Annotated in this window: 20 protein-coding genes, 1 tRNA gene and 2 pseudogenes; 2 read left to right on the forward strand and 21 right to left on the reverse strand. The window is 45.7% G+C overall.

The genetic code is table 11. The features are described 5' to 3' along the window. Positions 1-29: 29 nt before the first annotated feature. From yycF to rpsF, 14 genes and pseudogenes are all read right to left on the reverse strand, one after another. Positions 30-764, reverse strand: a complete 735-nt coding sequence (gene yycF, locus PAV_RS09125) for a response regulator YycF (protein ID WP_005545409.1) — start codon at positions 762-764, stop codon at positions 30-32. A gap of 208 nt (positions 765-972) precedes the next feature. Continuing rightward, positions 973-2508, reverse strand: a complete 1536-nt coding sequence (locus PAV_RS09130) for a peptidoglycan DD-metalloendopeptidase family protein (RefSeq protein ID WP_005545410.1) — start codon at positions 2506-2508, stop codon at positions 973-975. Positions 2509-2832: 324 nt separating this feature from the next. Further along, positions 2833-3609: a hypothetical protein gene (locus tag PAV_RS09135; protein ID WP_005545411.1), complete on the reverse strand. Its 777-nt coding sequence runs from the start codon at positions 3607-3609 to the stop codon at positions 2833-2835. 236 nt (positions 3610-3845) lie between these two features. Further along, positions 3846-5129, reverse strand: coding sequence for an adenylosuccinate synthase (locus PAV_RS09140; protein WP_005545412.1), 1284 nt, complete (start codon positions 5127-5129; stop codon positions 3846-3848). 174 nt (positions 5130-5303) lie between these two features. After that, positions 5304-6661 (reverse strand): annotated as a pseudogene (gene dnaB / locus PAV_RS09145) (replicative DNA helicase). 1 nt (position 6662) lies between these two features. Beyond that, a complete protein-coding gene (gene rplI, locus PAV_RS09150; protein ID WP_005545414.1) occupies positions 6663-7106 on the reverse strand; it encodes a 50S ribosomal protein L9 in 444 nt (147 codons plus the stop codon). Next, on the reverse strand, positions 7103-9061 hold the full coding sequence (locus tag PAV_RS09155) for a DHH family phosphoesterase (RefSeq protein ID WP_005545416.1): 1959 nt from the start codon (positions 9059-9061) through the stop codon (positions 7103-7105). Before PAV_RS09155 ends, rplI begins: the two co-directional genes overlap by 4 nt. 11 nt (positions 9062-9072) lie before the next feature. Continuing rightward, positions 9073-10026 carry a DUF2232 domain-containing protein gene (locus PAV_RS09160; RefSeq protein WP_238555788.1) on the reverse strand — a complete coding sequence of 318 codons (954 nt, stop codon included), beginning with the start codon at positions 10024-10026 and terminating at the stop codon, positions 9073-9075. A 101-nt stretch (positions 10027-10127) separates the two neighbouring features. Further along, positions 10128-10550, reverse strand: coding sequence for a CBS domain-containing protein (locus PAV_RS09165; RefSeq protein WP_005545418.1), 423 nt, complete (start codon positions 10548-10550; stop codon positions 10128-10130). A 147-nt stretch (positions 10551-10697) separates the two neighbouring features. Beyond that, positions 10698-11675 carry an LCP family protein gene (locus PAV_RS09170; protein ID WP_005545420.1) on the reverse strand — a complete coding sequence of 326 codons (978 nt, stop codon included), beginning with the start codon at positions 11673-11675 and terminating at the stop codon, positions 10698-10700. A 705-nt stretch (positions 11676-12380) separates the two neighbouring features. Then, the gene (locus PAV_RS09180; RefSeq protein ID WP_005545423.1) at positions 12381-12872 is read right to left on the reverse strand and encodes a hypothetical protein; all 492 of its coding nucleotides are present in this window, start codon (positions 12870-12872) and stop codon (positions 12381-12383) included. A gap of 275 nt (positions 12873-13147) precedes the next feature. Continuing rightward, positions 13148-13417, reverse strand: a complete 270-nt coding sequence (gene rpsR, locus PAV_RS09185; protein ID WP_005545426.1) for a 30S ribosomal protein S18 — start codon at positions 13415-13417, stop codon at positions 13148-13150. Between the two features lie 20 nt (positions 13418-13437). Continuing rightward, on the reverse strand, positions 13438-13929 hold the full coding sequence (ssb, locus tag PAV_RS09190) for a single-stranded DNA-binding protein (RefSeq protein ID WP_005545428.1): 492 nt from the start codon (positions 13927-13929) through the stop codon (positions 13438-13440). A 51-nt stretch (positions 13930-13980) separates the two neighbouring features. Further along, a complete protein-coding gene (gene rpsF / locus PAV_RS09195) occupies positions 13981-14268 on the reverse strand; it encodes a 30S ribosomal protein S6 (RefSeq protein WP_005545431.1) in 288 nt (95 codons plus the stop codon). 236 nt (positions 14269-14504) lie between these two features. On the opposite strand from rpsF, the gene PAV_RS09200 reads away from it, so the two are divergent. Further along, positions 14505-14699: a YjzC family protein gene (locus PAV_RS09200; protein ID WP_005545433.1), complete on the forward strand. Its 195-nt coding sequence runs from the start codon at positions 14505-14507 to the stop codon at positions 14697-14699. 752 nt (positions 14700-15451) lie between these two features. Here the strand turns inward: PAV_RS09200 and PAV_RS09205 are convergent. From PAV_RS09205 to PAV_RS09215, 3 genes are all read right to left on the reverse strand, one after another. Then, a tRNA-Ser gene (locus tag PAV_RS09205) sits at positions 15452-15542 on the reverse strand. A gap of 64 nt (positions 15543-15606) precedes the next feature. Further along, positions 15607-15813 carry a DUF951 domain-containing protein gene (locus PAV_RS09210; protein ID WP_005545435.1) on the reverse strand — a complete coding sequence of 69 codons (207 nt, stop codon included), beginning with the start codon at positions 15811-15813 and terminating at the stop codon, positions 15607-15609. Continuing rightward, the gene (locus PAV_RS09215; protein WP_005545437.1) at positions 15813-16748 is read right to left on the reverse strand and encodes a mechanosensitive ion channel family protein; all 936 of its coding nucleotides are present in this window, start codon (positions 16746-16748) and stop codon (positions 15813-15815) included. The genes PAV_RS09210 and PAV_RS09215 overlap by 1 nt, the downstream gene beginning before the upstream one ends. A 146-nt stretch (positions 16749-16894) precedes the next feature. Between PAV_RS09215 and yyaC the strand changes: the two genes are divergently transcribed. After that, positions 16895-17482 (forward strand): spore protease YyaC, encoded by a 588-nt coding sequence (gene yyaC, locus PAV_RS09220; protein ID WP_005545438.1) that lies wholly within the window; start codon positions 16895-16897, stop codon positions 17480-17482. Positions 17483-17497: 15 nt separating this feature from the next. Here the strand turns inward: yyaC and PAV_RS09225 are convergent, their stop codons facing one another. The 4 genes and pseudogenes from PAV_RS09225 to noc all read right to left on the reverse strand — a co-directional run bounded on the left by PAV_RS09225 (position 17498) and on the right by noc (position 21222). After that, the gene (locus tag PAV_RS09225) at positions 17498-17989 is read right to left on the reverse strand and encodes a DUF4446 family protein (protein WP_005545440.1); all 492 of its coding nucleotides are present in this window, start codon (positions 17987-17989) and stop codon (positions 17498-17500) included. A 583-nt stretch (positions 17990-18572) separates the two neighbouring features. Further along, positions 18573-19426: pseudogene (locus PAV_RS09230) on the reverse strand (ParB/RepB/Spo0J family partition protein). Next, on the reverse strand, positions 19419-20180 hold the full coding sequence (locus tag PAV_RS09235) for a ParA family protein (RefSeq protein ID WP_005545445.1): 762 nt from the start codon (positions 20178-20180) through the stop codon (positions 19419-19421). Before PAV_RS09235 ends, PAV_RS09230 begins: the two are co-directional and overlap by 8 nt. Positions 20181-20406: 226 nt before the next feature. Further along, entirely contained in the window at positions 20407-21222 is an 816-nt protein-coding gene (gene noc / locus PAV_RS09240) for a nucleoid occlusion protein (protein WP_005545448.1), read from the reverse strand. Positions 21223-21663: the final 441 nt, after the last annotated feature.

Consider the following 21663-nt stretch of genomic DNA (forward strand, 5'->3'; position numbering starts at 1 on the left):
ACGAAAAAACCGGCCTATTCCCCGCTTCACTAGAAGCCTCCGCTCCGCGGATTGCGCATCATATAGCCCAATCCACGCCGAGTGATGATATATTCCGGCTTACTTGGATCGTCCTCAATCTTTTCGCGCAATCGCCTTATCGTCACATCCACTGTACGCACATCTCCGAAATACTCATAGCCCCATACGGCCTGCAGCAAATGCTCGCGTGTCATGACCTTGCCTGCGTTGCGCACTAAATAGAACAGCAGTTCATACTCCCGATGAGTTAAATCAAGCATTGCGCCGTTCTTATATACCACATACATATCCGTATCAATAAGCAGCTTGTGAAGCTTGATACCCTGCTTTTCAGCCAATAGCGCCTCGGCGTCCTCTTCTTGGGTCGGAGTCGAAACCTTGTTTTGACGCCGCAAATGCGCCTTTACCCGAGCCAGCAGCTCTCTCGTACTGAAGGGCTTCGTTACATAGTCATCCGCACCCATTTCAAGACCGAGCACCTTATCCAGCTCCGTGTCCTTTGCTGTCAGCATAATGATAGGCATATGCAAATGTTGACGCACCTCGCGGCACACGTCCATTCCGTCCTTCACGGGCAGCATCAAATCAAGAAGCATCAGATCCGGCTTCTCCGATAAGGCCAATTCAACAGCAGCTCCCCCGTCAAAGGCGCAAATTACCTCATAGCCTTCCTTTTCCAAATTAAATTTTAAAATATCTGCAATCGGTTGTTCATCATCTACAACGAGTATTTTGCCGTACACGAATCCACACCTCTCCCTCTGCCTTCACATTTCCAATTACATACTATGAATTCACAATATTCCGATCTGTATGCAGCTAGTCCATATGTCACTCTATTTTACCATAATTGTCTCTACATCCCGAACCCAAACGTTGGAGGGGACGGCATAACACGGCAGTTAAGCTACAAAAAGACGGGACATCCGATTCGTCCCGTCTAGCTTGTGTTTATAAATATTTTAGAGGGTTTTGAACCTCGTCATTTTTGATAATCTCAAAATGCAGATGCGTACCGGTTGAGTCTCCCGTATTTCCCATGACACCGATATCCTGGCCCTTCTCAACAATATCGCCTACGTTGATGTTAATCTTGCTAAGATGGCCGTACAACGTTTTGTAGCCATTGCGATGATTGACAATAATGCAGTTGCCATATCCGTTCTTCACGCCCGCGAACAGCACAACGCCTTCATCGGCGGCCATAATAGAACGATCAGAGGATACCATGTCGATGCCCTTGTGCATACGCCCCCAGCGCTTGCCGAATCCGCTCGTCAAGGTTGCACTGTTCACTGGCCAGTCAAAGGAGCCTGTCCCTTCACCGCGCACGATTTTCGTGCCGCGAACGACAATTTCCGGAATGGCTGGCTCAACAACCTCTTGCTCAAGCCACTCCTCGTGGGACAGCTTGCCGTTGTCTTTCACCAGACGATAAGACATGCGCTTGAGTCCCTGCTTGCCCTTACGGACAACCTTCGACTCGCCAGAACGCATATTTGGGTCTTCCTTGATCACTTTTTGTGGCTCAGTAACTAAATATTCGCTATACGCCTCAACCGTCTTCACGGTAATAAGCGGCTTCGAATCTGTTAAGTTAAGTACTTGCCCCTCCTTCAATCGTTCTTCACCGATTTCTGGATTATTACGATAAATTGCCTCCATCGACACATTCATCTTGTTTGCAATTGAAGAGACGGTATCTCCATCCCTTACAATATATTGGAGCTTATTCGTAAGACCTGTCGTCAGCTTGCTAATTGCCTCTTCTGGTGTTAACAGTTGCTTAGGGCTAATATTGGCATTTTCCGTGCTGACACGCTCGCGGAAGCTGACGGATTCAAGGCGTGATACCGCCTTCGTTGCCTTTTCTGAGCGCATAGGCGCAGCCAGTACACGAACTTCCTTCGCATTGCCCTTTTTAGATGCCGAAGGCGTATACTTCGCCTTTACTTGCTTCAATACTTTATCAGCCGTTGCCTCATCATTGACATAGCCGATCGCCTTACCATTGATATTCAGTTCCACACCTTCTGCATAAGCAGTAGTCAATTGATCGAGCTTGTCGAGCGTTGCTGACGTCGTTGGCTCTGCCTTGAAGCCGGAATCCTCAATCGTTCGGATCCCTTCCCGATTCAACTTCATGTGAGCATTCGGATATTTAGCCTGCTCTTTTTGCAAACGCTCAGTATAGAAGCGCTCTATTTCACCAAGATTGGACACAGTGCCCAATAGCTCATCCTGATGATATACATGATAAAAAGGTATCGTATTAGCCTTTACATATGTAATGCCGCCCCATATCGCAGATGCGACCAATGCCATGCCGCTAGTTGCAAAAATAATTGTTCTTTTTCCCTTTGTCATCCATCGGGTTGCAGGATTCATCGCTAACCGTTCCCGCCATGCAGCCGTCCATTGTTGCCATCGGTTGCGGCTATCCATTTGTTCATCCTCATCCCGACGATTTCCGTTGAAACGTTCCATGATGGTCTCCTTTACGAATACAGTGCCTATATTCTCATACGTAGTTTGATTTTTTCTATGAAAAGTTGAAAAGTTACAAAAAATTAATGTTTTGTCATCATTTTTTAATGTACCATAGGTCGAAAGTACATTGCAACTTGACCGAATTCGTCGCTTTATAGACGTTCCTCACCTCGATACCCCTTACTTTTGCACACAAAAACGCGGAATTGTGCTCATCGAAGAAAAGATGGCCAATTCCGCGCTTATTATTTTCTCTATTTGCCCTGTTTATTCAAAACGTACCAATAGCTGTCCTACATGGTTTTTTCCATCGTATAAAGATTACGGAGTTCCTGTTCCCTCGTTTTTGCTCTCTTTCGTATTTGCTGTATTTGCTGTATCCGTTGTCTTCGATTCTCCAACCATCCATTCCCGCATCTCTTTATATTCCTCATCATTCAGATGCTTCGCCAGAATCTGCTCCACCTCGATAACCTCACTGGACGTCAGTCCGCCTTCCATCAATGTGGAGATGCGCTGCCAATCCTCCTGAGGCAGTTTCTTCATTAAGGTCGCAAAAATTTGATCCTTCTTCTCCTTCGACAACTCTTCCTTGCTCTTCGATATCGATTCAGGCGGAACTATAATCGCTTCTCGTCCCTTTGATTCCTGACCGGATGATATACCTCCCATTACCGGCAAAGAACCATCAGGCGCCATATGTGAGCCGCTCTCGCCTTCATTCGTTTTATCAGTCGAAGGAATGGACGTTCCGTGATCCTCCTCCTTCGATCCCTGCCCTTTTTGGGTCGCTTGCTGCCCGTTATTGTCCGTACGCTCGTTCATACCGCTACTATTGTTGAGCGTGCCTCCCTGACTCTTCCCTATCGGAGTATTATTCTGAATACTAGCTGTTTGGGTATCAAAACCGAGTAGCACGCCCCACATAGAGGTTAACGTTAAAGGCTTCCGCTCTACTGGAATCTGGAATTTATCCAGAGCAGTTTGAATATATCGATCCACTACGATCGCTGTTGTCCCTATCGTTAATAAGCTAGATAATATGCCAACTACTAATATTGTCATTGCCACTCGCATTACACGCCATACTAAGCGCATCTATACTACCTCCTAGCCAGCCCTAGTCCCACGCGGCAGGCGCTATGCCTCCATCGTTCCTAGACGCGTATTAAGAGAAATAGAAGCACTAACCCGACTCTTTTTCCCCTATCTCGCATTTGGTCTCTTTACCGGCTCACAGTCATTTACTTCTTAGTATGCCCAAATATGCACAAAAAAAACGGCTACTCCCAAAGGAAAAGCCGTTTGTTTCCGTTTCAATATCATGCTTGCAATTAACGGTAGATAGGACGCACTTGATTCGTTTGCTCGCGGTTGCGGCCAACGGAGAAAATCGAGATCGGAATGCCTGTGAGCTCCGATACGCGCTTCACATAGTTGCGAGTTGATTCAGGCAGTTCATCAAGCGTTTTGCAACCTGTGATATCTTCCGACCAGCCTGGCATTTCTTCATAAATCGCCTCACACTTCGCAAGCATATCAAGGCTTGCTGGGTAGTGTTCGATAATTTCATCTCCACATTTATAAGCGGTACAGATCTTTACAGTTTCCAATCCGGTCAAGACGTCTAGCGAGTTCAGGGACAAGCCTGTAATCCCACTTACGCGGCGAGCATGACGTACGACAACACTGTCAAACCAACCAACGCGACGCGCACGGCCCGTAACTGTACCGTACTCATGGCCTGCTTCACGGATGAAGTCGCCTGTTTCATTGTTCAGCTCTGTAGGGAATGGGCCGTCTCCTACACGAGTTGTATAAGCCTTCGCTACACCGATAACCTCTTCAATTTTGGACGGGCCGACACCGGAACCGATGCAGACACCGCCAGCTGTTGGGTTCGAAGAAGTAACGAACGGATAAGTACCTTGGTCGATATCGAGCATAACGCCCTGCGCACCTTCGAACAATACCTTCTTGCCGCCATCGATTGCATCATTAAGCACAACCGAAGTATCAACCACATACTTGCGAATGAACTCTGCGTATTCGTAGTATTCCTGCAGCGTAGCTTCGATATCCAGCTCTTCGCCGCCGTACATTCTGATTAACTCGTTCTTCTCATTTGCCAAGTGGCGGAATTTCTTCTCAAATACATCCTTGTCGAGCAAGTCGACAATACGAATACCGTTCCGAGCTGCTTTATCCATATAACAAGGGCCGATCCCTTTGCGGGTCGTCCCGATCTTGTTCGGGCCTTTTCGCTCTTCTTCCAAGCCGTCCAGCACCATATGATACGGCATGATGACATGCGCACGATCACTGATGCGAAGATTATCGGTAGAGAAGCCATTTTCGTGAATATATTCAATTTCTTGGATTAGTGCCTTTGGATTGATGACCATACCATTACCGATTACACAAATTTTGTCTGTGTAGAATATGCCGGATGGAATCAGGCTCAGCTTATATTTCTTGTTATCAATCAAAATCGTGTGTCCCGCATTGTTACCACCTTGATAACGCGCAACCACGTCGGCGCTTTCGGCGAGGAAATCAGTGATTTTCCCTTTTCCCTCGTCTCCCCATTGGGTTCCTACGACGACTACTGTAGACATTTTCATACCCCCGTCGGGTGTTTACACACCGTTATTCACTGCTCTTTCAAGCGTTCGCTCCAAGCAGCATACCTAGTTTATCAGTCAAATAGTGCAAAGTCAACGAAAAGCGAACGTTGATATCCGACCTTAACCAAATGTTCGGAAAACAACGTTCGCTTTCTTTTACGCTTATTATCCCGCAGGAGCGTCCTGATGATTCCTTTCGTAGCTGACGAATTTGTTGAAGTTCTTCAAAAACACCAACTCCACCGTCCCTACTGGGCCATTCCGCTGCTTGGCAATAATAATTTCGATAATATTTTTTTCTCCGTATCCTGATTGTAGTAATCATCACGGTACAGGAAGGCTACGATATCGGCATCCTGCTCGATGGAACCCGATTCCCGAAGGTCGGACATCATCGGACGCTTATCCTGCCGCTGCTCTACGCCCCGGCTAAGCTGGGACAAGGCAATAACGGGAACTTCTAGCTCACGCGCAATCTGCTTCAAGGTACGGGAAATCTCCGAGACTTCCTGCTGGCGGTTCTCGCCAGGCTTACCGCGTCCTTGAATCAGCTGCAAGTAATCGATAAGAATCATGCCGAGACCGCGTTCTTTCTTAAGGCGTCTGCACTTAGCACGAATATCCGCTACCGTAATTCCCGGTGTATCATCAATGTAGACCTCTGCCTCGGACAAGGCTGCGATGGACATCGTCAGCTTCTCCCAATCGTCATCCTCTAACGCCCCTGTACGAAGCCGCCCTGCATCAACATTCGACTCGGCACAGACCATACGCTGTACAAGCTGTGCCGCAGACATTTCGAGACTGAAAATGGCTACCGTCTCCTTCGCGCGAACCCCAACATTCTGGGCAACATTCAAAGCGAAGGCTGTCTTGCCGACAGAAGGGCGGGCCGCCACAATGACAAGGTCACTGCGCTGGAAGCCTGATGTCATCTTATCCAAATCCGGGAAGCCTGACGGGATTCCCGTCGTTCCGCCGCCTGTTTGCTGGCTTAGCGTTTCTACTTTATCATAGACTTCCATCAACACATCTTTAATCGCGATAAAGCCGCTCGAAGAGCGGCGGTTCGAAATTTCCAAGATACGTCGTTCCGCATCGCTAAGCAGTCCAGAGACATCCTCACCGCCTGTATATCCTTCACTAGCGATTTGAGTGGCGGTTCGGATGAGACGTCGCATCATTGATTTTTCTTCAATAATTTGCGCGTAATAATCAACGTTGGCTGCGGTCGGCACCGCATTGGCCAGCTTCGTCAAATAGGACACGCTGCCGACGTCTTCCAACTGCTGCTTATCCTTCAGCTTTGCCGTAAGCGTCACGAGGTCAATCGGCTGGTTGTCTTCCCCCAGCTCGATCATGGCCTCATAGATCATCTGATGGGCCGGATTATAGAAGTCCTCGGACTGAATCCGTTCCATCGATGTAATCAACGCCTCGGACTGCAGCAATATCGCACCGAGAACGGCTTGCTCAGCCTCTAGGTTCTGCGGCGGAACACGATCGACATACATCTCATTCATTCTATTCCTCCGTTACGTGCACCTTCATCGTCGCCTTGACTTCAGGATGCAGCTTCACGGCTACATTCGTAAATCCAAGCGTACGAATCGGGTCATGCAGTTCGATTTTACGCTTATCTATTTTGATCTTCATGCCTGCAAGAGCTTCGGCAATTTGCTTTGATGTGATTGCGCCGAACAGACGACCGCCCTCACCAGCCTTTGCCTTTAGTTCAACCGTTGTTTCACCCAGCTTCTCTGCAAGCACTTCCGCATCGATCTTTTCTTGTTCCTTACGCTTCTCTTCAGACTTCTTCTGTTGATCCAGGGTCTTCAGATTGCCGTCCGTCGCCGGACGAGCCAGTCCCTGCTTGATAAGGAAATTTTGAGCGTACCCTTCGGAAACCTCTTTGACTTGTCCTTTCTTGCCTTGTCCTTTTACATCCTGCAACAAGATGACTTTCATTCGAACAACCCCTCTTCTGCGTCGATTTCTTCCAGCACGCGCTTTAGCTTCGCTTCTGCCTCAACCAGCGTACCTTGCAATTGTGCCGCGGCATTGGTTAAATGACCACCGCCGCCCAGCTGTTCCATAACAACCTGCACATTCATCTGGCCCAACGAGCGCGCGCTAATCCCGATGAGTCCGTCATGTCGCTCGCTGATTACGAACGAAGCGAGAACATCGGTCATATTTAATAGCGTATCAGCTACCTGTGCAATGAGCAACTGAGAAAATTTTCGTCCCGGTTCTGTAACCGCAACCGCAATATGCCCATAAAGCACCTGTGCATGGCGGATAACTTCCGCCTTCTGAATATACTCATCCAGATCTTCCTTCAAAATTCGCTGGATGAGCAGTGGATCCGCTCCCTGTCTGCGCAGGAAGCTTGCTGCATCGAATGTGCGCGAGCCTGTTCGCAGCGTGAAATATTTCGTATCCACAGTGATCCCCGCCAACAACGCCGTTGCCTCCAGCATGCTCAGATTAATTCGATTATGGATATATTGCAGCAGCTCAGTAACAAGCTCTGCCGTAGATGACGCGTACGGCTCCAAATAAACGAGAACCGCGTCATTTATAAACTCTTCACCTCGGCGATGATGATCAATGATGACAATCCGATCCGATTGAAGCAAGCGCGGCTCTTCCACCATAGAAGCTTTGTGCGTGTCACATACAACCAAAAGACTAGCTTCCGTAATCATTTCTATAGCTTCCGCTCGAGAAATAAACCTCGACCATAGAATTTCGTCCTTCTTCAAATAATCAACTAGACGATCAATCGACGGATTGCTCTCTTCCAGCACAATATAGGCTTCAACCCCAAGCATGCGACATGCGTTCAGCACTCCAATCGATGATCCAATCGAATCCGTATCTGGATTTTTGTGTCCCATAATGAAAACAGCATCGCTCTGCTTAATGAAGTCCCGAAGTGCATGAGCAATAACACGGGCACGGACGCGTGTCCGCTTTTCCGCCGCATTCGACTTACCACCGTAGAACGATAGACGCTGGCCCATACGAACCGCCACCTGATCTCCTCCACGGCCCAATGCGATATCCAAGCAAGATTGGGAAAGCTGCCCAAGCTCTGGAATGCTGTCAGCACCTGCTGCTATTCCCATACTCAGCGTCACTGGGAGCTTGTTGTCCAGCGTCGTTTCCCGAACCTCATCAAGTATGACAAATCTAGTCTGCTCCAGCGCCTTGAGCGTCTGCACATCCATGATCATAAAATGGCGATCAGAGGATAGACGCTTCATCAGCACGCCATGCTCACCTGCCCATGACGTAATTTGACCGTTCACTCGGGCGAGCAGAGCCGCTCGCTGCTGATCGTCCATTCCTTGTGTGGACTCCTCCAAGTTATCCATTACGACAACGCCGACCGCAATACGCTCCTCGTCATAACGCTTGCGCAGGCTCCACAAGTCAGTAATGTCCGTGAAGTAAACAACCCGCTCCTCTGGAACAATATCTGCATGTACGATTCGCCCGCCGATGAACAACTCTGCGGAACGATCCTTCTCTTTTCCCATATGAAGCTGCGGAAAGATGTCTGTCAATTCCTCGCCGACTAGCCCATCCTGACCGGTTAATTGAGAGACATAAGGGTTATGCCACTCAATGACACGATCTTCACGATATAGGAGGATACCATACGGCAGATCAACGATTGCCTCTTCCCCAGCCCGTTTTACCCGCAATCCAAGCGTCGATAAATACGACTCCGTCTCTTCCCGGAATTTGCGCTCTGCCGTGAACGATGCAACTGCGAGCGCTGCAATACAGAGCCATGCCAATACGCCTACTCCCCAATTGAACCAGGTGAGCACCAGGCTCATGGCGATCAGTACAACGAATGTCCAGCTTGTATGTTTCGTATACCAACGTTGAAACAATAGTTTAGGCATGCCTTCTCACCCTATACTTTTGGTTTGGACATGAACTTCCGCAGAGGAAGTACGAGATCCACCAATCCTACGATTCGAAGTAGTGAATAGAGCAGCGGAATGAACAATGCAGCTATTGTAATGACAATCGGCAGCACCTTGCCCCATTTCCTCATATGTGCAAAGAAGAAAAGGAAAGCAATTCCCTGCACCACGAATGCCAACTGCAAAAGTGGTGCCAAATTCAATAAAATCATCGTTAGAAAGCTGTCCGTTGATTTCGGGCCAACAAAGTCGAGAATCACAACGATGAAATAGTATACTACTAGGGACTTGGGAAGCATCCATTGGTGCACTGGCTTCATTTTTTGAACATCATGCCCTTGCGCAGTTAGCAATCTGCGGCTGATGGCATACGTAATTGTTCCCATATACAGCGCGCTCACAATCATCATGAATGGAACCATCTTACTCATGAGAAGCGCAAATTGCTGCTTCATTTCCGCCGTCACTTGTGTCGGGAATAACGCGGACTGTTCTACACCCACCATCCCGTAGTTCAGCATTTCAATTACGAATTCATACACATTGAAGTCCAGAACCCACTTCGCAACGACAAAGAGGACAAGGGACTCGATAAGAAATGTCACGGTACCTGCAACAAATACAGAAAGTGCTGGTTTCCTGCCTTTAAACATTTGTCCAATGACAATGCCCGGAATAATAAAATACAAGGCGGAAACAGCTACATAAATGCCCGCTTTGCCCATCAATACATATACAATGGCAAGTACGGCAGCTGTGATGAGTGCGAACCCCTGCCTAGACTGTGTTGCGTACAGCATCACAAATGGAACCGCCATAAAACTCATCGTCAACACCTGTATCGGCTGCAATATGGATAATAACAATACGAGCGCTACAATCGCCCATAATAACGACGATGACCAGCGGTTTTTCAATTCGTTCACCTCTTGCGCATTCAATCTTTTTCCCCTGAATGTTATTCAGAGCCCGCTTACCGTACGGGTATCCCCCTTTATCTTCCATAATTATGGAAAGGGCGTCATTTTCCATTATACCATATTTACCGCACGTCCATAGCTTTGGTGGCGAACTGCTCGCAATATTCTATAATTTGACTCCGCCTTACAATGCCAATGAAGCGGTTCATGTCGTCCACTACGGGGACAAAGTTTTGCACTTTGGCTAAGTTGATTAAGTCCCCCATGTTGGAGTCAATCCGAACAGATTTATTGTGCATATTCAGCGATACATCTTTCAGCATGAATTTTGAAGCGTTCTCAAACGTAATTGCGCCATTTGAGTTTTTCATGTGCCACAATAAATCCCCTTCAGTAACCGTCCCGACATATTCCCCATCATCGTTCAAAATGGGAACGGCCGTATACCGATGAAATTCCATACGTTCTAGTGTTTGTCTCAATGTTGTGTTCAGTGTAAGACTGACAACCTCATGTTTCGGTGTTAAGAAAAAAGCAATGTTCATCCGTTTGGTCTCCTCCTCAACGACTCCAGCGAGATGATCGCTGTAACTCCTTAACACTAAATTAACACATTTAGGCATACAAAAACAAAAAGCCAGCCGTAAAAAATACGACTGACTTTTTGCTTTTATTCCACTGCGTTCCGTTCTTTAATCTTCTTTTACTTCACGCGGTTCCATTAAATTCTCTTTGGTTGTTTTTGGATCCAGCCAGTTATCCAGCAAGGACTTGATATAATCCAGATCCTCATCCTTTACCATATAGTACCAGCCATTGCCGATCATCTTGCCATCGCCGTGCAGCATATAGCTGCTAATGCTTGGTATTCCGTCATTCGTGAACATTGTCTTGGCCAAATCAATCATATACTTCGGTCGCATATCCGTTGTAAAATTCTCACCCATAATTTCAATAAGCTCTGGAATGCGTCCGATTTTGTCCATTTCAATGGTACGCTGCATAACGGCATTCAAGAAGATTCGATGGCGCATCGTACGGTTCATATCTGAATCTTCACGGTAGCGTACGAAGTACAATGCTTCTTGACCATCATAAATTGGCTTGTTCGGCTCAATCCGGAACTTCTCGTGGTCTGGATCCTTGTTGACAATCGGCTTCGTAATCGGCAGCTTCACACCGTCTAATGCATTGACAACATCCTTTAATCCCTCGAAGTTAATCGTTGCATAATGGTCAACTTTATGCTTAAGCAGATTATCTACTGACTCCATGCTCATCTTCGCACCGCCGTAGGCATAAGCGTGATTGAGCTTCGTTTCGAATCCCTTGCCGATGATTTCCGTGTACGTATCACGCGGAATCGACAACAACAGCACCTTATTATCTTGTGGTCGAACTACAGAATATATAATCGTATCAGAACGTCCAATTTCCTTGCCTCGCTGGTCGACCCCCAGCAGTAGTACCGAGAATGGCTCCGTTACTTTGCGAATAACTTCTTCTTTGCCTTCAATTGGCTTATATGACTTATCAAGCGTCTCTTCAACATGTCCGGATAAGAACATATCGAAAGCCAGAACCGCGAGCTGCTTGCGGAAAATAAATCCGCTTATGCCGACAATCGCAATAATGGCAAGTGCGATTCCCCATTTTTTATATTTTTTCATTCCAGATCCTCTTCTTCCTTTATGTGATGCATTCAATCCAATCCCAATTCAACCGACACTTCTCACTTCATTAACTCGAGAAGTATTTTTTGTCCACTAGGACAGTAACTTCTCAAGCTCAATGACACTATCCACATTCCCCTAATGGAAAACAAAATGTTGCGTAACAAAGCCACCTGTGTTCATCCATGATCGCCTGACACGCATACAGTATTCCAAATTCCTCATGTGTATAGGGCTTCGGTCCCCTGTATTTCCAAATTGGCAGCACATCGCATCCGCTTCGTTTTTCACAAGGATACCCGCCCCATTTGCCAACGACACGAATTTCCTATACCCGCATTTCCTATTCCCCTAGAATGCCTAGAGTGTTCTCATTGCATTGAAATTGCCGTGCTCACATTCATCACTTCCACAGCTTCTCAACCCATGAAAGGAGTATGCGATTCTCCCTGTGGGGGAAAGCTGTATCAGATATAGGATGAGCATGCACGGTCGTTTTTATCTGTATGTTACGACCGGTAATCCGAACCCTCTTTGGTATGTTTCTTTGATGATTATGCATGAAACAATATTTTTATTTTACATGCAAACGATCAAAAAGGAAAATACAGATTTCATGATCCAGATCACTAATTTGACAAAAGTACCAAAAAACCGCCCAAAAATGGGCGGATTTCGCACAAAATATGACAAAATATCCGATTAGCCGAACCAGCTTCTCACCCAGCGTATGACATCCAAGGTTAAAGGAATAAGTCCGAATCCGTGATTGCCAATCGCAATGATTCCATACGCATATTGACCCATCGCGATGACCCCTAACGCCAAATGGCTCATAGCGATAGCTCCAATGGATAACATGCTGCTTATCGCAATCGCCCCAATGGACAGCCAGTCACTTACGGCAATCGCCCCTACCGAAAAGCAATCACTAAATGCAATGGCCCCAGCCGCTGCCAGCAGTCCCAAGGAAATAGCGCCAAAAGCGAGCACGCCGACACTAATCATCCCCCCAGCAATTAGTCCAATGGCGATATCTCCGATTGCAATAAGACCAATTGCAACTTTGCTGTGTCGGCCCACTCGACTGGCGCCGCTGCTTCGAATGCTAATAATCGGAACCTGCGGGGACGGCCATTGATAGTCGATTTCTTGTCCATGCCAGCGCTTACTGAAACGTTCATGCCATCTCATTGCATTACCCCCCGCACCCATTTTCTTACGTCATTACTAGCTATTGTACCATCCAAAAAATCCGGAAAAATCAGCCCCAAGACGGAAATGGAACTGGACATAAGGCGGTGATTCTCCTCCGCTAGGTAAAAGGAGATAAGGATGTAATGATAATAAGATAAAGCATGCGTAGTTAATGTATGATCAGGCAAAAAGCTGAAAATATATTCCCGTTTTACCTTTATGTAATGAAAAAAGACAGCTGATATTAATCAGCTGTCTTTTTTGTACCTGCATTACTCTGTAGTGTATGGAAGCAATGCTACTTGGCGAGCGCGTTTAACAGCGATCGTCAAAGCACGTTGGTACTTCGCGCTTGTACCTGTTACACGGCGTGGCAAGATTTTGCCGCGCTCGCTGATGAATTTCTTCAACAGGTCGATGTCTTTATAATCAATGTGAGTGATTTTATTCACTGTGAAGAAGCACACTTTACGGCGCTTGTTACGGCCTCTACGGCCACCGAATTTACGGCCTTCGCCGCCTTCATTTTGCTTGAAGCTCATTCAATTCAGTCCTTTCCGTTTTAGAATGGCAAATCATCATCGGAAATGTCGATAGGTCTGCCGTCATCAGAGAAAGGATCCGCCGCTGCTTGTCCGCGAGAATTGGAATTCCCACCACGTGCTGGAGCATTGTACTGTGGCGCTGGTGCACCGTAATTACTGCCCATATCATCACGTGTTCCCCCGTTGTCACGGTTCGATTCCAAGAAACGCACATTATCTGCAATAATTTCAGTCACGTATACACGCTTACCTTCGTTATTGTCATAGTTGCGCACTTGAATGCGTCCTTCTACTGCTGTAAGCCGACCCTTGCGCAAATAATTTGCACATGTTTCCGCCAACTGCCGCCAAGTAACGACTGGAATAAAGTCCGCTTCACGTTCCCCACCTTGACTCGAGAACGGTCGATCAACCGCTAACGTAAACTGTGTCACTGCCACTCCAGATGAAGTGTAGCGCAATTCTGGGTCCCGTGTAAGACGTCCTATCAATATCACGCGATTCAACATGCTATCCCCTCCTTCGACGTATCCTTTACGAATTTACGATTGTTTTGGCTATTAAGCCACGTCGCTAACGACAAGATGACGGATGATTTCGTCAGCAATTTTCAGTTGACGATCCAACTCCGCTACTACTGCAGGTTCTGCAGTAAAGTTCACGAGAACGTACACGCCATCGCGGAACTTCTTGATTTCGTAAGCAAGACGGCGCTTACCCATCACATCGTGCTTCGTAATTTCTCCACCGCCGTTAGAGATAACGCCTTGGAATTTTTCGACTGCTGCTTGAACAGCTTCTTGCTCTACGTCAGGACGAATGATGTACATCAATTCGTATTTGCGCATTTCACGTTCACCTCCTTATGGACTTCAGGCCTCTGATCTTGTCAGAAGCAAGGAGCGAGAAAACTCGCACTAAACTAGTGTACCAAAATGAATCCTGACATGCAAGAAAAACTCTTTTTTCCAAGAGCAAACACTTTTCTCCATTCATGATTGGGAATCTGCACGCACACACTACAGAGGCAAGCGATCTCGTTACGCTTCTGCATCTATACGACAAGCATACAGGAGGTTACACGATGGGTGAGCGTACAGAATTCGAACCTGGAGACAAGGCGCCAAATGATGCCATCTATATGGAGGTTGGTGAAAGAAGTTTCCATACCGAGATTCAAAATCCAAAACAAATTAAGTTGAAAAGGGGAGATACATTCCCTGAAACGACGAACAAAGACCGCAAGTGGAAAAAGAAATCCCATGCCTTGACGCACTGATTATGGTCGTTCTCTTTTTTAAAGTATCGACGTATAAAACAGCGATTATGATCCATAATAACAACTGACGGTGCGAAGCGAGGTGGGTTCCGTTGAACAATGGAGCAAAGAAGCCTAGTGGAGACATTTAACTTTACGACATAAGAGAAGCGAGGGGTTGTGCTAAAGACCATTTGTCTGCAACACACTTATCGTAAATGGATTACTGCATAAGTATCCATATGCTGTAGGAAGCCTGAGCCATCTAATATTGTGAAGATTGAGGTCAATTAAGCACCGTCAACCAGGAAGGGATTTCGCGCAAGCGAAGTCCCTTTTCTATATGTCTTTACACCCTTATATAAACACATATACCTGCACGTTTTATGCCGAGTCACGCATAGAAATTTAATAATAATCCATAATAACAACTGACGGTGCGAAGCGAGGTGGGTTCCGTTGAACAATGGAGCAAAGAAGCCTAGTGGAGACATTTAACTTTACGAAATAAGGGAAGCGAGGGGTTGTGCTGTAGAGCATTTGTCTGTAACACACTTATCGTAATATGGAATCCTTTATACGGTTCCATATGATAGGAAACCTTAGCCATCTAACATTGTGAAGATAGAAGTCGAATAAGCACCGTCATCCAGGAAGGGATTTCGCCAGGCGAAGTCCCTTCTTTTATTTTCCTTGGCAGCAACAGCAGCATAATCAGCTAATATGCAAAAAAACTCCGAAGCCTCAGCTTCGGAGTTGTTCTATACAATAAGTGGCGGAAAGGGTGGGATTCGAACCCACGCACGCCTTGCGACGCCTAGCTGATTTCGAGTCAGCCCCCTTGGACCTCTTGGGTACCTTTCCATAGCAAGAGTTATCTTACCATACTAATCACTTTATTGCAACATATTTTTTACAATTTTACTTTTTACTCTGAGTCAGGCTGGGCAGAACGGAGCACCTTTTTCATGCTCTTCTCGAACTTCGCTCGCGGGACGAGTACACTATGCTTGCATCCTACACACTTAATGCGGATATCCATACCCATTCGGATGATTTCCATTTCGTTCGTGCCGCAAGGATGAGGCTTTTTCATTTGAACGATATCACCCAGTGCGAAGACTTTACGTTCCATCAATAACTCCCCCCTTGTTCTGTTCGCTGATACGTTACGAGTCGTGGATACGGAATTTCAATGCCTTCCTGCTCTAACGCCCGCTTCATCTCAGCATTTATCTCGCGAACAACTCCCGATTGTGTGAATGGACGGCATTCTGCAATCACGCGAATGGTTACTTCAGAAGGCCCAAGCGTTTGGACACCGAGTACTTGTGGCGTCTTCACTACATTTTCATTGCGTTCAGGCAATCCTTCCAAAGTCTGATTCATCACCTGAATCGCCTTGTCTACATTTTCCTCATAAGCAATGGATACATCAACTACTGCAATTGAATTGTTCAGTGAATAGTTTGTTACCTCTGTAATACTACCATTCGGGATAACATGAACTTCTCCTGTCCAACTATGGATCCGCGTCGATCTCAGCCCGATCATCTCAACCGTTCCTTGGAACGAACCCACCTTAATGACATCCCCTACTGCAAAATGATCCTCCAAAATAATAAAGAATCCGGTCATGACGTCCTTCACTAAGCTTTGAGCACCAAAACCGATTGCTAAGCCGACAACCCCCGCACCCGCTAAGAGCGGCGCCAGATTTACATTGAATTCCGATAAGACAACAAGAATCATGATGAAATTCATAGCTAGCGACGTCATATTCTTGAGCAACTTGCCTACGGTTACAAGCCGTCTTGGATTCCCGTTAATACGGGACTTTTCCTGTTTCACAATCGCATGATTAATCATCCGATGAACGATTCGAATCACAATTCTCGTTACTAAAATAATCAGTACGATTTTTATGCATTTCACGAAAAGCATTTCCCAAGTTGCCATATCAGTCAACCAGTTCCATATTCCTTGCTGCCACTTCTCGAATACCGACAGCGTCTCTTCAATATTGTCGGTAACGTTCTCAGGGTTATTTGCCGCTGCGGCCCATAACATGATCATTCCCCCTCTGTCATTATCAATATGATAAGTGTTAGGAAACTTATTATAAAATAGGATGCTTCTTTTCGTCGAAGTATAAAAATATTCTCGCTTCCATATACTAGATACTAACCTTTAGTAGAAAACGGAGGCTGCTTGAGATGACATTTCCTTTGTTCAAACGCCCGACATCTGATGAATGCCATCCTTGTAAAGTGGCTTATGATGCACCTAACGCACGATCTTCCTTAATTCACTCCTGCCAACAACATTTGCAAATGCGCGCTCCCAATCAGTCGACGACAGTCATATGTATTGGAACTGACCGCTCAACAGGAGATTGCCTTGGACCGCTTGTTGGAACACGTCTATCACAATTATGTTCGCAAGACTTTCGAGTGCTTGGTACACTCCATCAACCCGTGCATGCCATGAATTTGCAAGAAACGATAGATTCACTGCAAGCGAGCGATCCTCATACCTTCATTATTGCAGTAGATGCGTGTCTTGGCCAGAGCAGCAGCGTAGGATCCGTTCAGGTCGTCGAGGGGCCGGTTCGCCCCGGCGCTGGGGTAAATAAACAACTGCCCCCGATCGGAGATATGCACATTACAGGCATTGTCAACGTCGGAGGCTTCATGGAATATTTCGTATTACAAAATACTAGACTTCATTTAGTTATGGGAATGGCCGATGTGATCGCAGATACGATCGAACAGTCGCTGACTGCCCTATCCTATCGTCCGTAATCGGGAACATTATTTTTATTTTGCCTCCGCGATTTCGATTGCTTTTTTCTCCTCTGGAGACAAAGAATAAGTCGACTGTCCCTTCTCAACGGGCTTCGCATATACATAAGAATGTTCCCGTCCGTGAATGCTTGTAATGACAACTCCGTCCTGCTCCTCATTTAACCATGCAATCGAGAAGCTAAGATCACTCCCGCGCTCTGCAAAGGCGTTGTAACGCTGAATGCCGACGTGGGATTTCATTTTTTTCAGAGCTTTTTTGGTCTGTTCCATTTCAACATGATGATGTTCCGTCATGCCTTGCAGATGTGCAATATCCTCATGCATGCTGGACAATACAACATCCAAGCTCTCAATACCGCTTTCTCCCATAATGGCTTCGTATTTACGGCGAAGCTTACGAATCTGTGAACCCTGGAGAAGAACAATAATAAGTAACAACAATAGTAATACACCGATGCCAGCGGCAATGAGCGGCAACCAATCATTCTGCAATTCATTCATCATAAGTCTCTGTTCTCTCCTGCCTATAACGTGTCCCGTACCTCATTGGCACGAACTTTCTCACCCTTGTTTCCCCATCTATTCCTTTATCGTCTGCAAGATGGCTTGCTATTAATATCGGACAGCCCTGAATATGGCTGGCTGAATGAGGATTCGTATCTTTCTAGGGGCATCGTGTCCATTCTTATTATAAATTTTTTTAACGGACTCATACAACACATCTTACCTACTATTCTCTATATATCGAACTTACAAAGCATCAGCTTTATATCAACCAATTCAAGCTTTCTAGTTCGAGAAGCTGTTCCCAAAAATAGAGAATCTATTCATAGTCAAAAATATGCTCTTTGCCCCATATCTATATTTAGTTATATCATGATCCAAGCGGTATAAGAGACAACAAAATTGTAACCTTTTACTTCAATATTTTGTAAATTAAAAAATAGGTTCAAGCAATTGCTATTCGTTTCTTATCAAGTGATTATATGTATACCCTCAATGCAAAAACTGGCATCCCTCGTGTAATCCTTCTTGCTTTGGATAACAACCAAGAATGCCAGTTCTTGTTCAAATTATTGCTATGGCTTCATTCAACCGACAACGTTTGAAGCATTTCGAGCAATCGCTCCAAATCCTGCTTGTTAAAGTAAGAAATTTCGATTTTCCCTTTATCTTTACTTTGCTTAATTTTTACCGTTGTGCGGAACCTTTCTCGTAGGCTTTCTTCCAACTCATCTAAATATGGATCTTTACGGATAGGCTTTGCTTTATCAACTGGCTTTCCTTTTTGTTCATTTGTTGGATTGCTTCCTCCAACTGGCGAACACTCCATCCTTGATTTATAGAGTCTTTAGCCAACTGTTTTACTTTTGCCTCATCCTTGACCCCTACAATTGCACGTGCATGTCCCATTGATAGTGTTCCACGTGAAACACAGTCCTTAACTTCCTCAGGAAGCTGTAATAACCGTAAGAAGTTTGCAATATGTGAGCGTGACTTTCCAACCTTAACAGATAGCTCTTCTTGCGTTAAGGAGAACTGATCCATTAGTGCTTGGTAGGCAACGGCCAATTCAATAGCATTCAAATTTTCACGTTGTAAATTTTCAATCAGGGCAATTTCCATGACCTGCTGATCGGAAAAATTACGCACAACAGCTGGGATATTCAGCAAGCCCAATTGCTGAGAAGCACGATAGCGGCGTTCACCAGCAATAATCTCATATCCTTTTAATACACTCCGCACAATAATTGGCTGAATGACACCGTGCTGCTTGATCGACTCTGCAAGTTCCTGAATGGACTGCTCATCAAAATGCTTTCGCGGCTGATATGGATTGGGACGCAACTGCTGTAGGGATAATTCTACCACCTTGTCGTCATCATTGACGGATAGTGACGGAATAAGGGCGTCTAATCCACGTCCTAATCGCTTACTCATACGAAATCACTTCCTTCGCAAGTTCCAAGTATACTTCCGCACCTTTCGATTTCGGATCATAGGTCATAATGGATTGACCATGTGATGGTGCCTCACTAAGGCGTATGTTTCGAGGAATAATCGTTGTATATACTTTCTGCTGAAAATACTTCTTAACCTCGTCGATGACTTGAATCCCTAAATTTGTACGTGCATCAAGCATCGTTAGGAGAACACCTTCAATTTGCAGTGAGGTATTCAAATGCTTCTGAACGAGTCTGACTGTATTCAGTAGTTGGCTGAGTCCCTCCAATGCATAGTACTCACATTGAATTGGGATAATGACCGAATGAGATGCAGTCAAGGAGTTGATTGTCAATATACCAAGTGAAGGCGGACAATCAATTAATATATAATCGTATAAATGTGCTACAAGCTGAAGCGACTTCTTCAATCGCACCTCACGCGATATCGTCGGAACCAATTCGATCTCAGCACCCGCCAACTGTATTGTTGCCGGAATAATGTGCAGACCTTCGACCATGGTCGGGATCGTTGCGTCCTTTGGATGAACATCATTAATAATCACGTCATAAATACAATTGGTCACGTCTGCCTTGTTAATCCCAATTCCGCTTGTAGTGTTGCCTTGTGGATCAATATCAACAAGCAGCACTCGCTTCCCTAATAACGCCAAACCTGCACCCAAATTTACCGTCGTCGTTGTCTTGCCGACGCCGCCCTTCTGGTTGGTAATGGCAATGACCTTAGCCATTCCTCTTCACCCCAATGTTGTTTCTTTTGCGTTTCTAGCTGTAACAATAACCGCTAACGACCACAAAAACAGAAAAGAGCGGCCTCTTGCCTGCCGCTGCACATATAAGCACTACGCATGACAACAATCTCGCTGTACGACATATAAGGTACAACGATTAGGCTCGAATCAACCGATAATTAGGTGGATCAACTATTCAGGTTGTTAAAAAGGTGTGAGATTTGACCTACCTTTTCGGTATTTTGATGACAATTTCATAATGATCCTCGTGATCATGTTCATCTGTCTTAATTTTTAGACCGGAACCCGTCACAAGATCAATGGATTGACGAATCGTATTGAGTGCAAGTCGCACATCCTTCGTATAGGAGATACGCTTCGATTTCTTAGCTTTGTGAACCTCTTTATAAAATGCGACCCGTGCTTCCGTCTGCTTCACATTTAATTCTTTTGCGATAATTTCCTCAAGCAGCTTGAGCTGCAGGTTCTCAGATTCGAGTCCAAGCAATGCTCTTGCATGTCGCTCTGTAATCTTACGTCCCATTAAAGCCTGCTTCACTGCATCCGGTAGATTTAACAAGCGAATTTTATTTGCAATTGTAGACTGGCTCTTGCCTAGTCGTTGAGCTAAGCTTTCTTGCGTCAAATCATGCAAATCAATCAGCTTCTGATAAGCATATGCTTCTTCAATCGCTGTAAGTCCCTCACGCTGCAAATTCTCGATTAGGGCAATGGATGCCGCTTGAGCATCATTAATTTCTCTAACGATGCCCGGGATCGTATCCAAACCCAACTTCTTGACAGCACGCCAACGGCGCTCTCCGGCAATGATTTCAAATTGCCCGTTTCGCTGGCGGACAACGATCGGCTGAATAACACCGTGCGTTTTGATCGTCTGACACAGTTCATCAATACGCTCATCATCGAATATAGTACGAGGCTGATAGGGACTGCTGACAATCTCATTCACCGGAAGCTGTTTTACTTCATCCAGCGATTGACGCTCCGCAAAACCGAATAACCGAGACAGTTGTTCTTTCATTTCCGTATAATACCACCTAACTTCAAAATAATGCCAGGCACATGAAGAAGCGGCAGTGCTCTGCTCCATTCTTGATCTTCGCCCTATATCGTTCAAGACGGCAAATCGGTCACGATCCCCGCTACTCTTCGCGAATTCCGATTGCTTTACATCCTTTGCGACAATGTTCAACAGGGCATCTGATTCAAACCATTTCTTTCCTTCGAAAAAATTATACGCTCTGCCTTATGTATTCTCCAAGCTTGTGCCTTTTTCCTGCCTTTTTGTGTATCCGTGTAAGAAAAACTTCTACAGATTTCTTTCACTATACTAAACTTATATTTTAAACAACACCGTTGCATATAAACATCGTTATCATTACACCTGTTTCACGTGGAACATTTCCCCACATTGCTTTTTACTGCTCCTCTATCCTATCATAATTACTTGCTAAAATGAGAT

The sequence above is a fragment of the Paenibacillus alvei DSM 29 genome, assembly GCF_000293805.1.
Classification (GTDB): domain Bacteria; phylum Bacillota; class Bacilli; order Paenibacillales; family Paenibacillaceae; genus Paenibacillus_B; species Paenibacillus_B alvei.

Coding starts and splice junctions, on each gene's coding strand:
- PAV_RS09180 (WP_005545423.1), bottom strand. CDS start 12,872: ATGAGATGGCATGAACGTTTCAGTAAGCGCTGGCATGGACAAGAAATC.
- PAV_RS09135 (WP_005545411.1), bottom strand. CDS start 3,609: ATGCGCTTAGTATGGCGTGTAATGCGAGTGGCAATGACAATATTAGTA.
- rpsR (WP_005545426.1), bottom strand. CDS start 13,417: ATGAGCTTCAAGCAAAATGAAGGCGGCGAAGGCCGTAAATTCGGTGGC.
- PAV_RS09170 (WP_005545420.1), bottom strand. CDS start 11,675: ATGAAAAAATATAAAAAATGGGGAATCGCACTTGCCATTATTGCGATT.
- noc (WP_005545448.1), bottom strand. CDS start 21,222: ATGAAAGAACAACTGTCTCGGTTATTCGGTTTTGCGGAGCGTCAATCG.
- PAV_RS09225 (WP_005545440.1), bottom strand. CDS start 17,989: ATGATGAATGAATTGCAGAATGATTGGTTGCCGCTCATTGCCGCTGGC.
- PAV_RS09200 (WP_005545433.1), top strand. CDS start 14,505: ATGGGTGAGCGTACAGAATTCGAACCTGGAGACAAGGCGCCAAATGAT.
- yyaC (WP_005545438.1), top strand. CDS start 16,895: ATGACATTTCCTTTGTTCAAACGCCCGACATCTGATGAATGCCATCCT.
- PAV_RS09165 (WP_005545418.1), bottom strand. CDS start 10,550: ATGAACATTGCTTTTTTCTTAACACCGAAACATGAGGTTGTCAGTCTT.
- PAV_RS09210 (WP_005545435.1), bottom strand. CDS start 15,813: ATGGAACGTAAAGTCTTCGCACTGGGTGATATCGTTCAAATGAAAAAG.
- PAV_RS09235 (WP_005545445.1), bottom strand. CDS start 20,180: ATGGCTAAGGTCATTGCCATTACCAACCAGAAGGGCGGCGTCGGCAAG.
- PAV_RS09155 (WP_005545416.1), bottom strand. CDS start 9,061: ATGCCTAAACTATTGTTTCAACGTTGGTATACGAAACATACAAGCTGG.
- PAV_RS09140 (WP_005545412.1), bottom strand. CDS start 5,129: ATGTCTACAGTAGTCGTCGTAGGAACCCAATGGGGAGACGAGGGAAAA.
- ssb (WP_005545428.1), bottom strand. CDS start 13,929: ATGTTGAATCGCGTGATATTGATAGGACGTCTTACACGGGACCCAGAA.
- rplI (WP_005545414.1), bottom strand. CDS start 7,106: ATGAAAGTCATCTTGTTGCAGGATGTAAAAGGACAAGGCAAGAAAGGA.
- PAV_RS09215 (WP_005545437.1), bottom strand. CDS start 16,748: ATGTTATGGGCCGCAGCGGCAAATAACCCTGAGAACGTTACCGACAAT.
- rpsF (WP_005545431.1), bottom strand. CDS start 14,268: ATGCGCAAATACGAATTGATGTACATCATTCGTCCTGACGTAGAGCAA.
- PAV_RS09130 (WP_005545410.1), bottom strand. CDS start 2,508: ATGGAACGTTTCAACGGAAATCGTCGGGATGAGGATGAACAAATGGAT.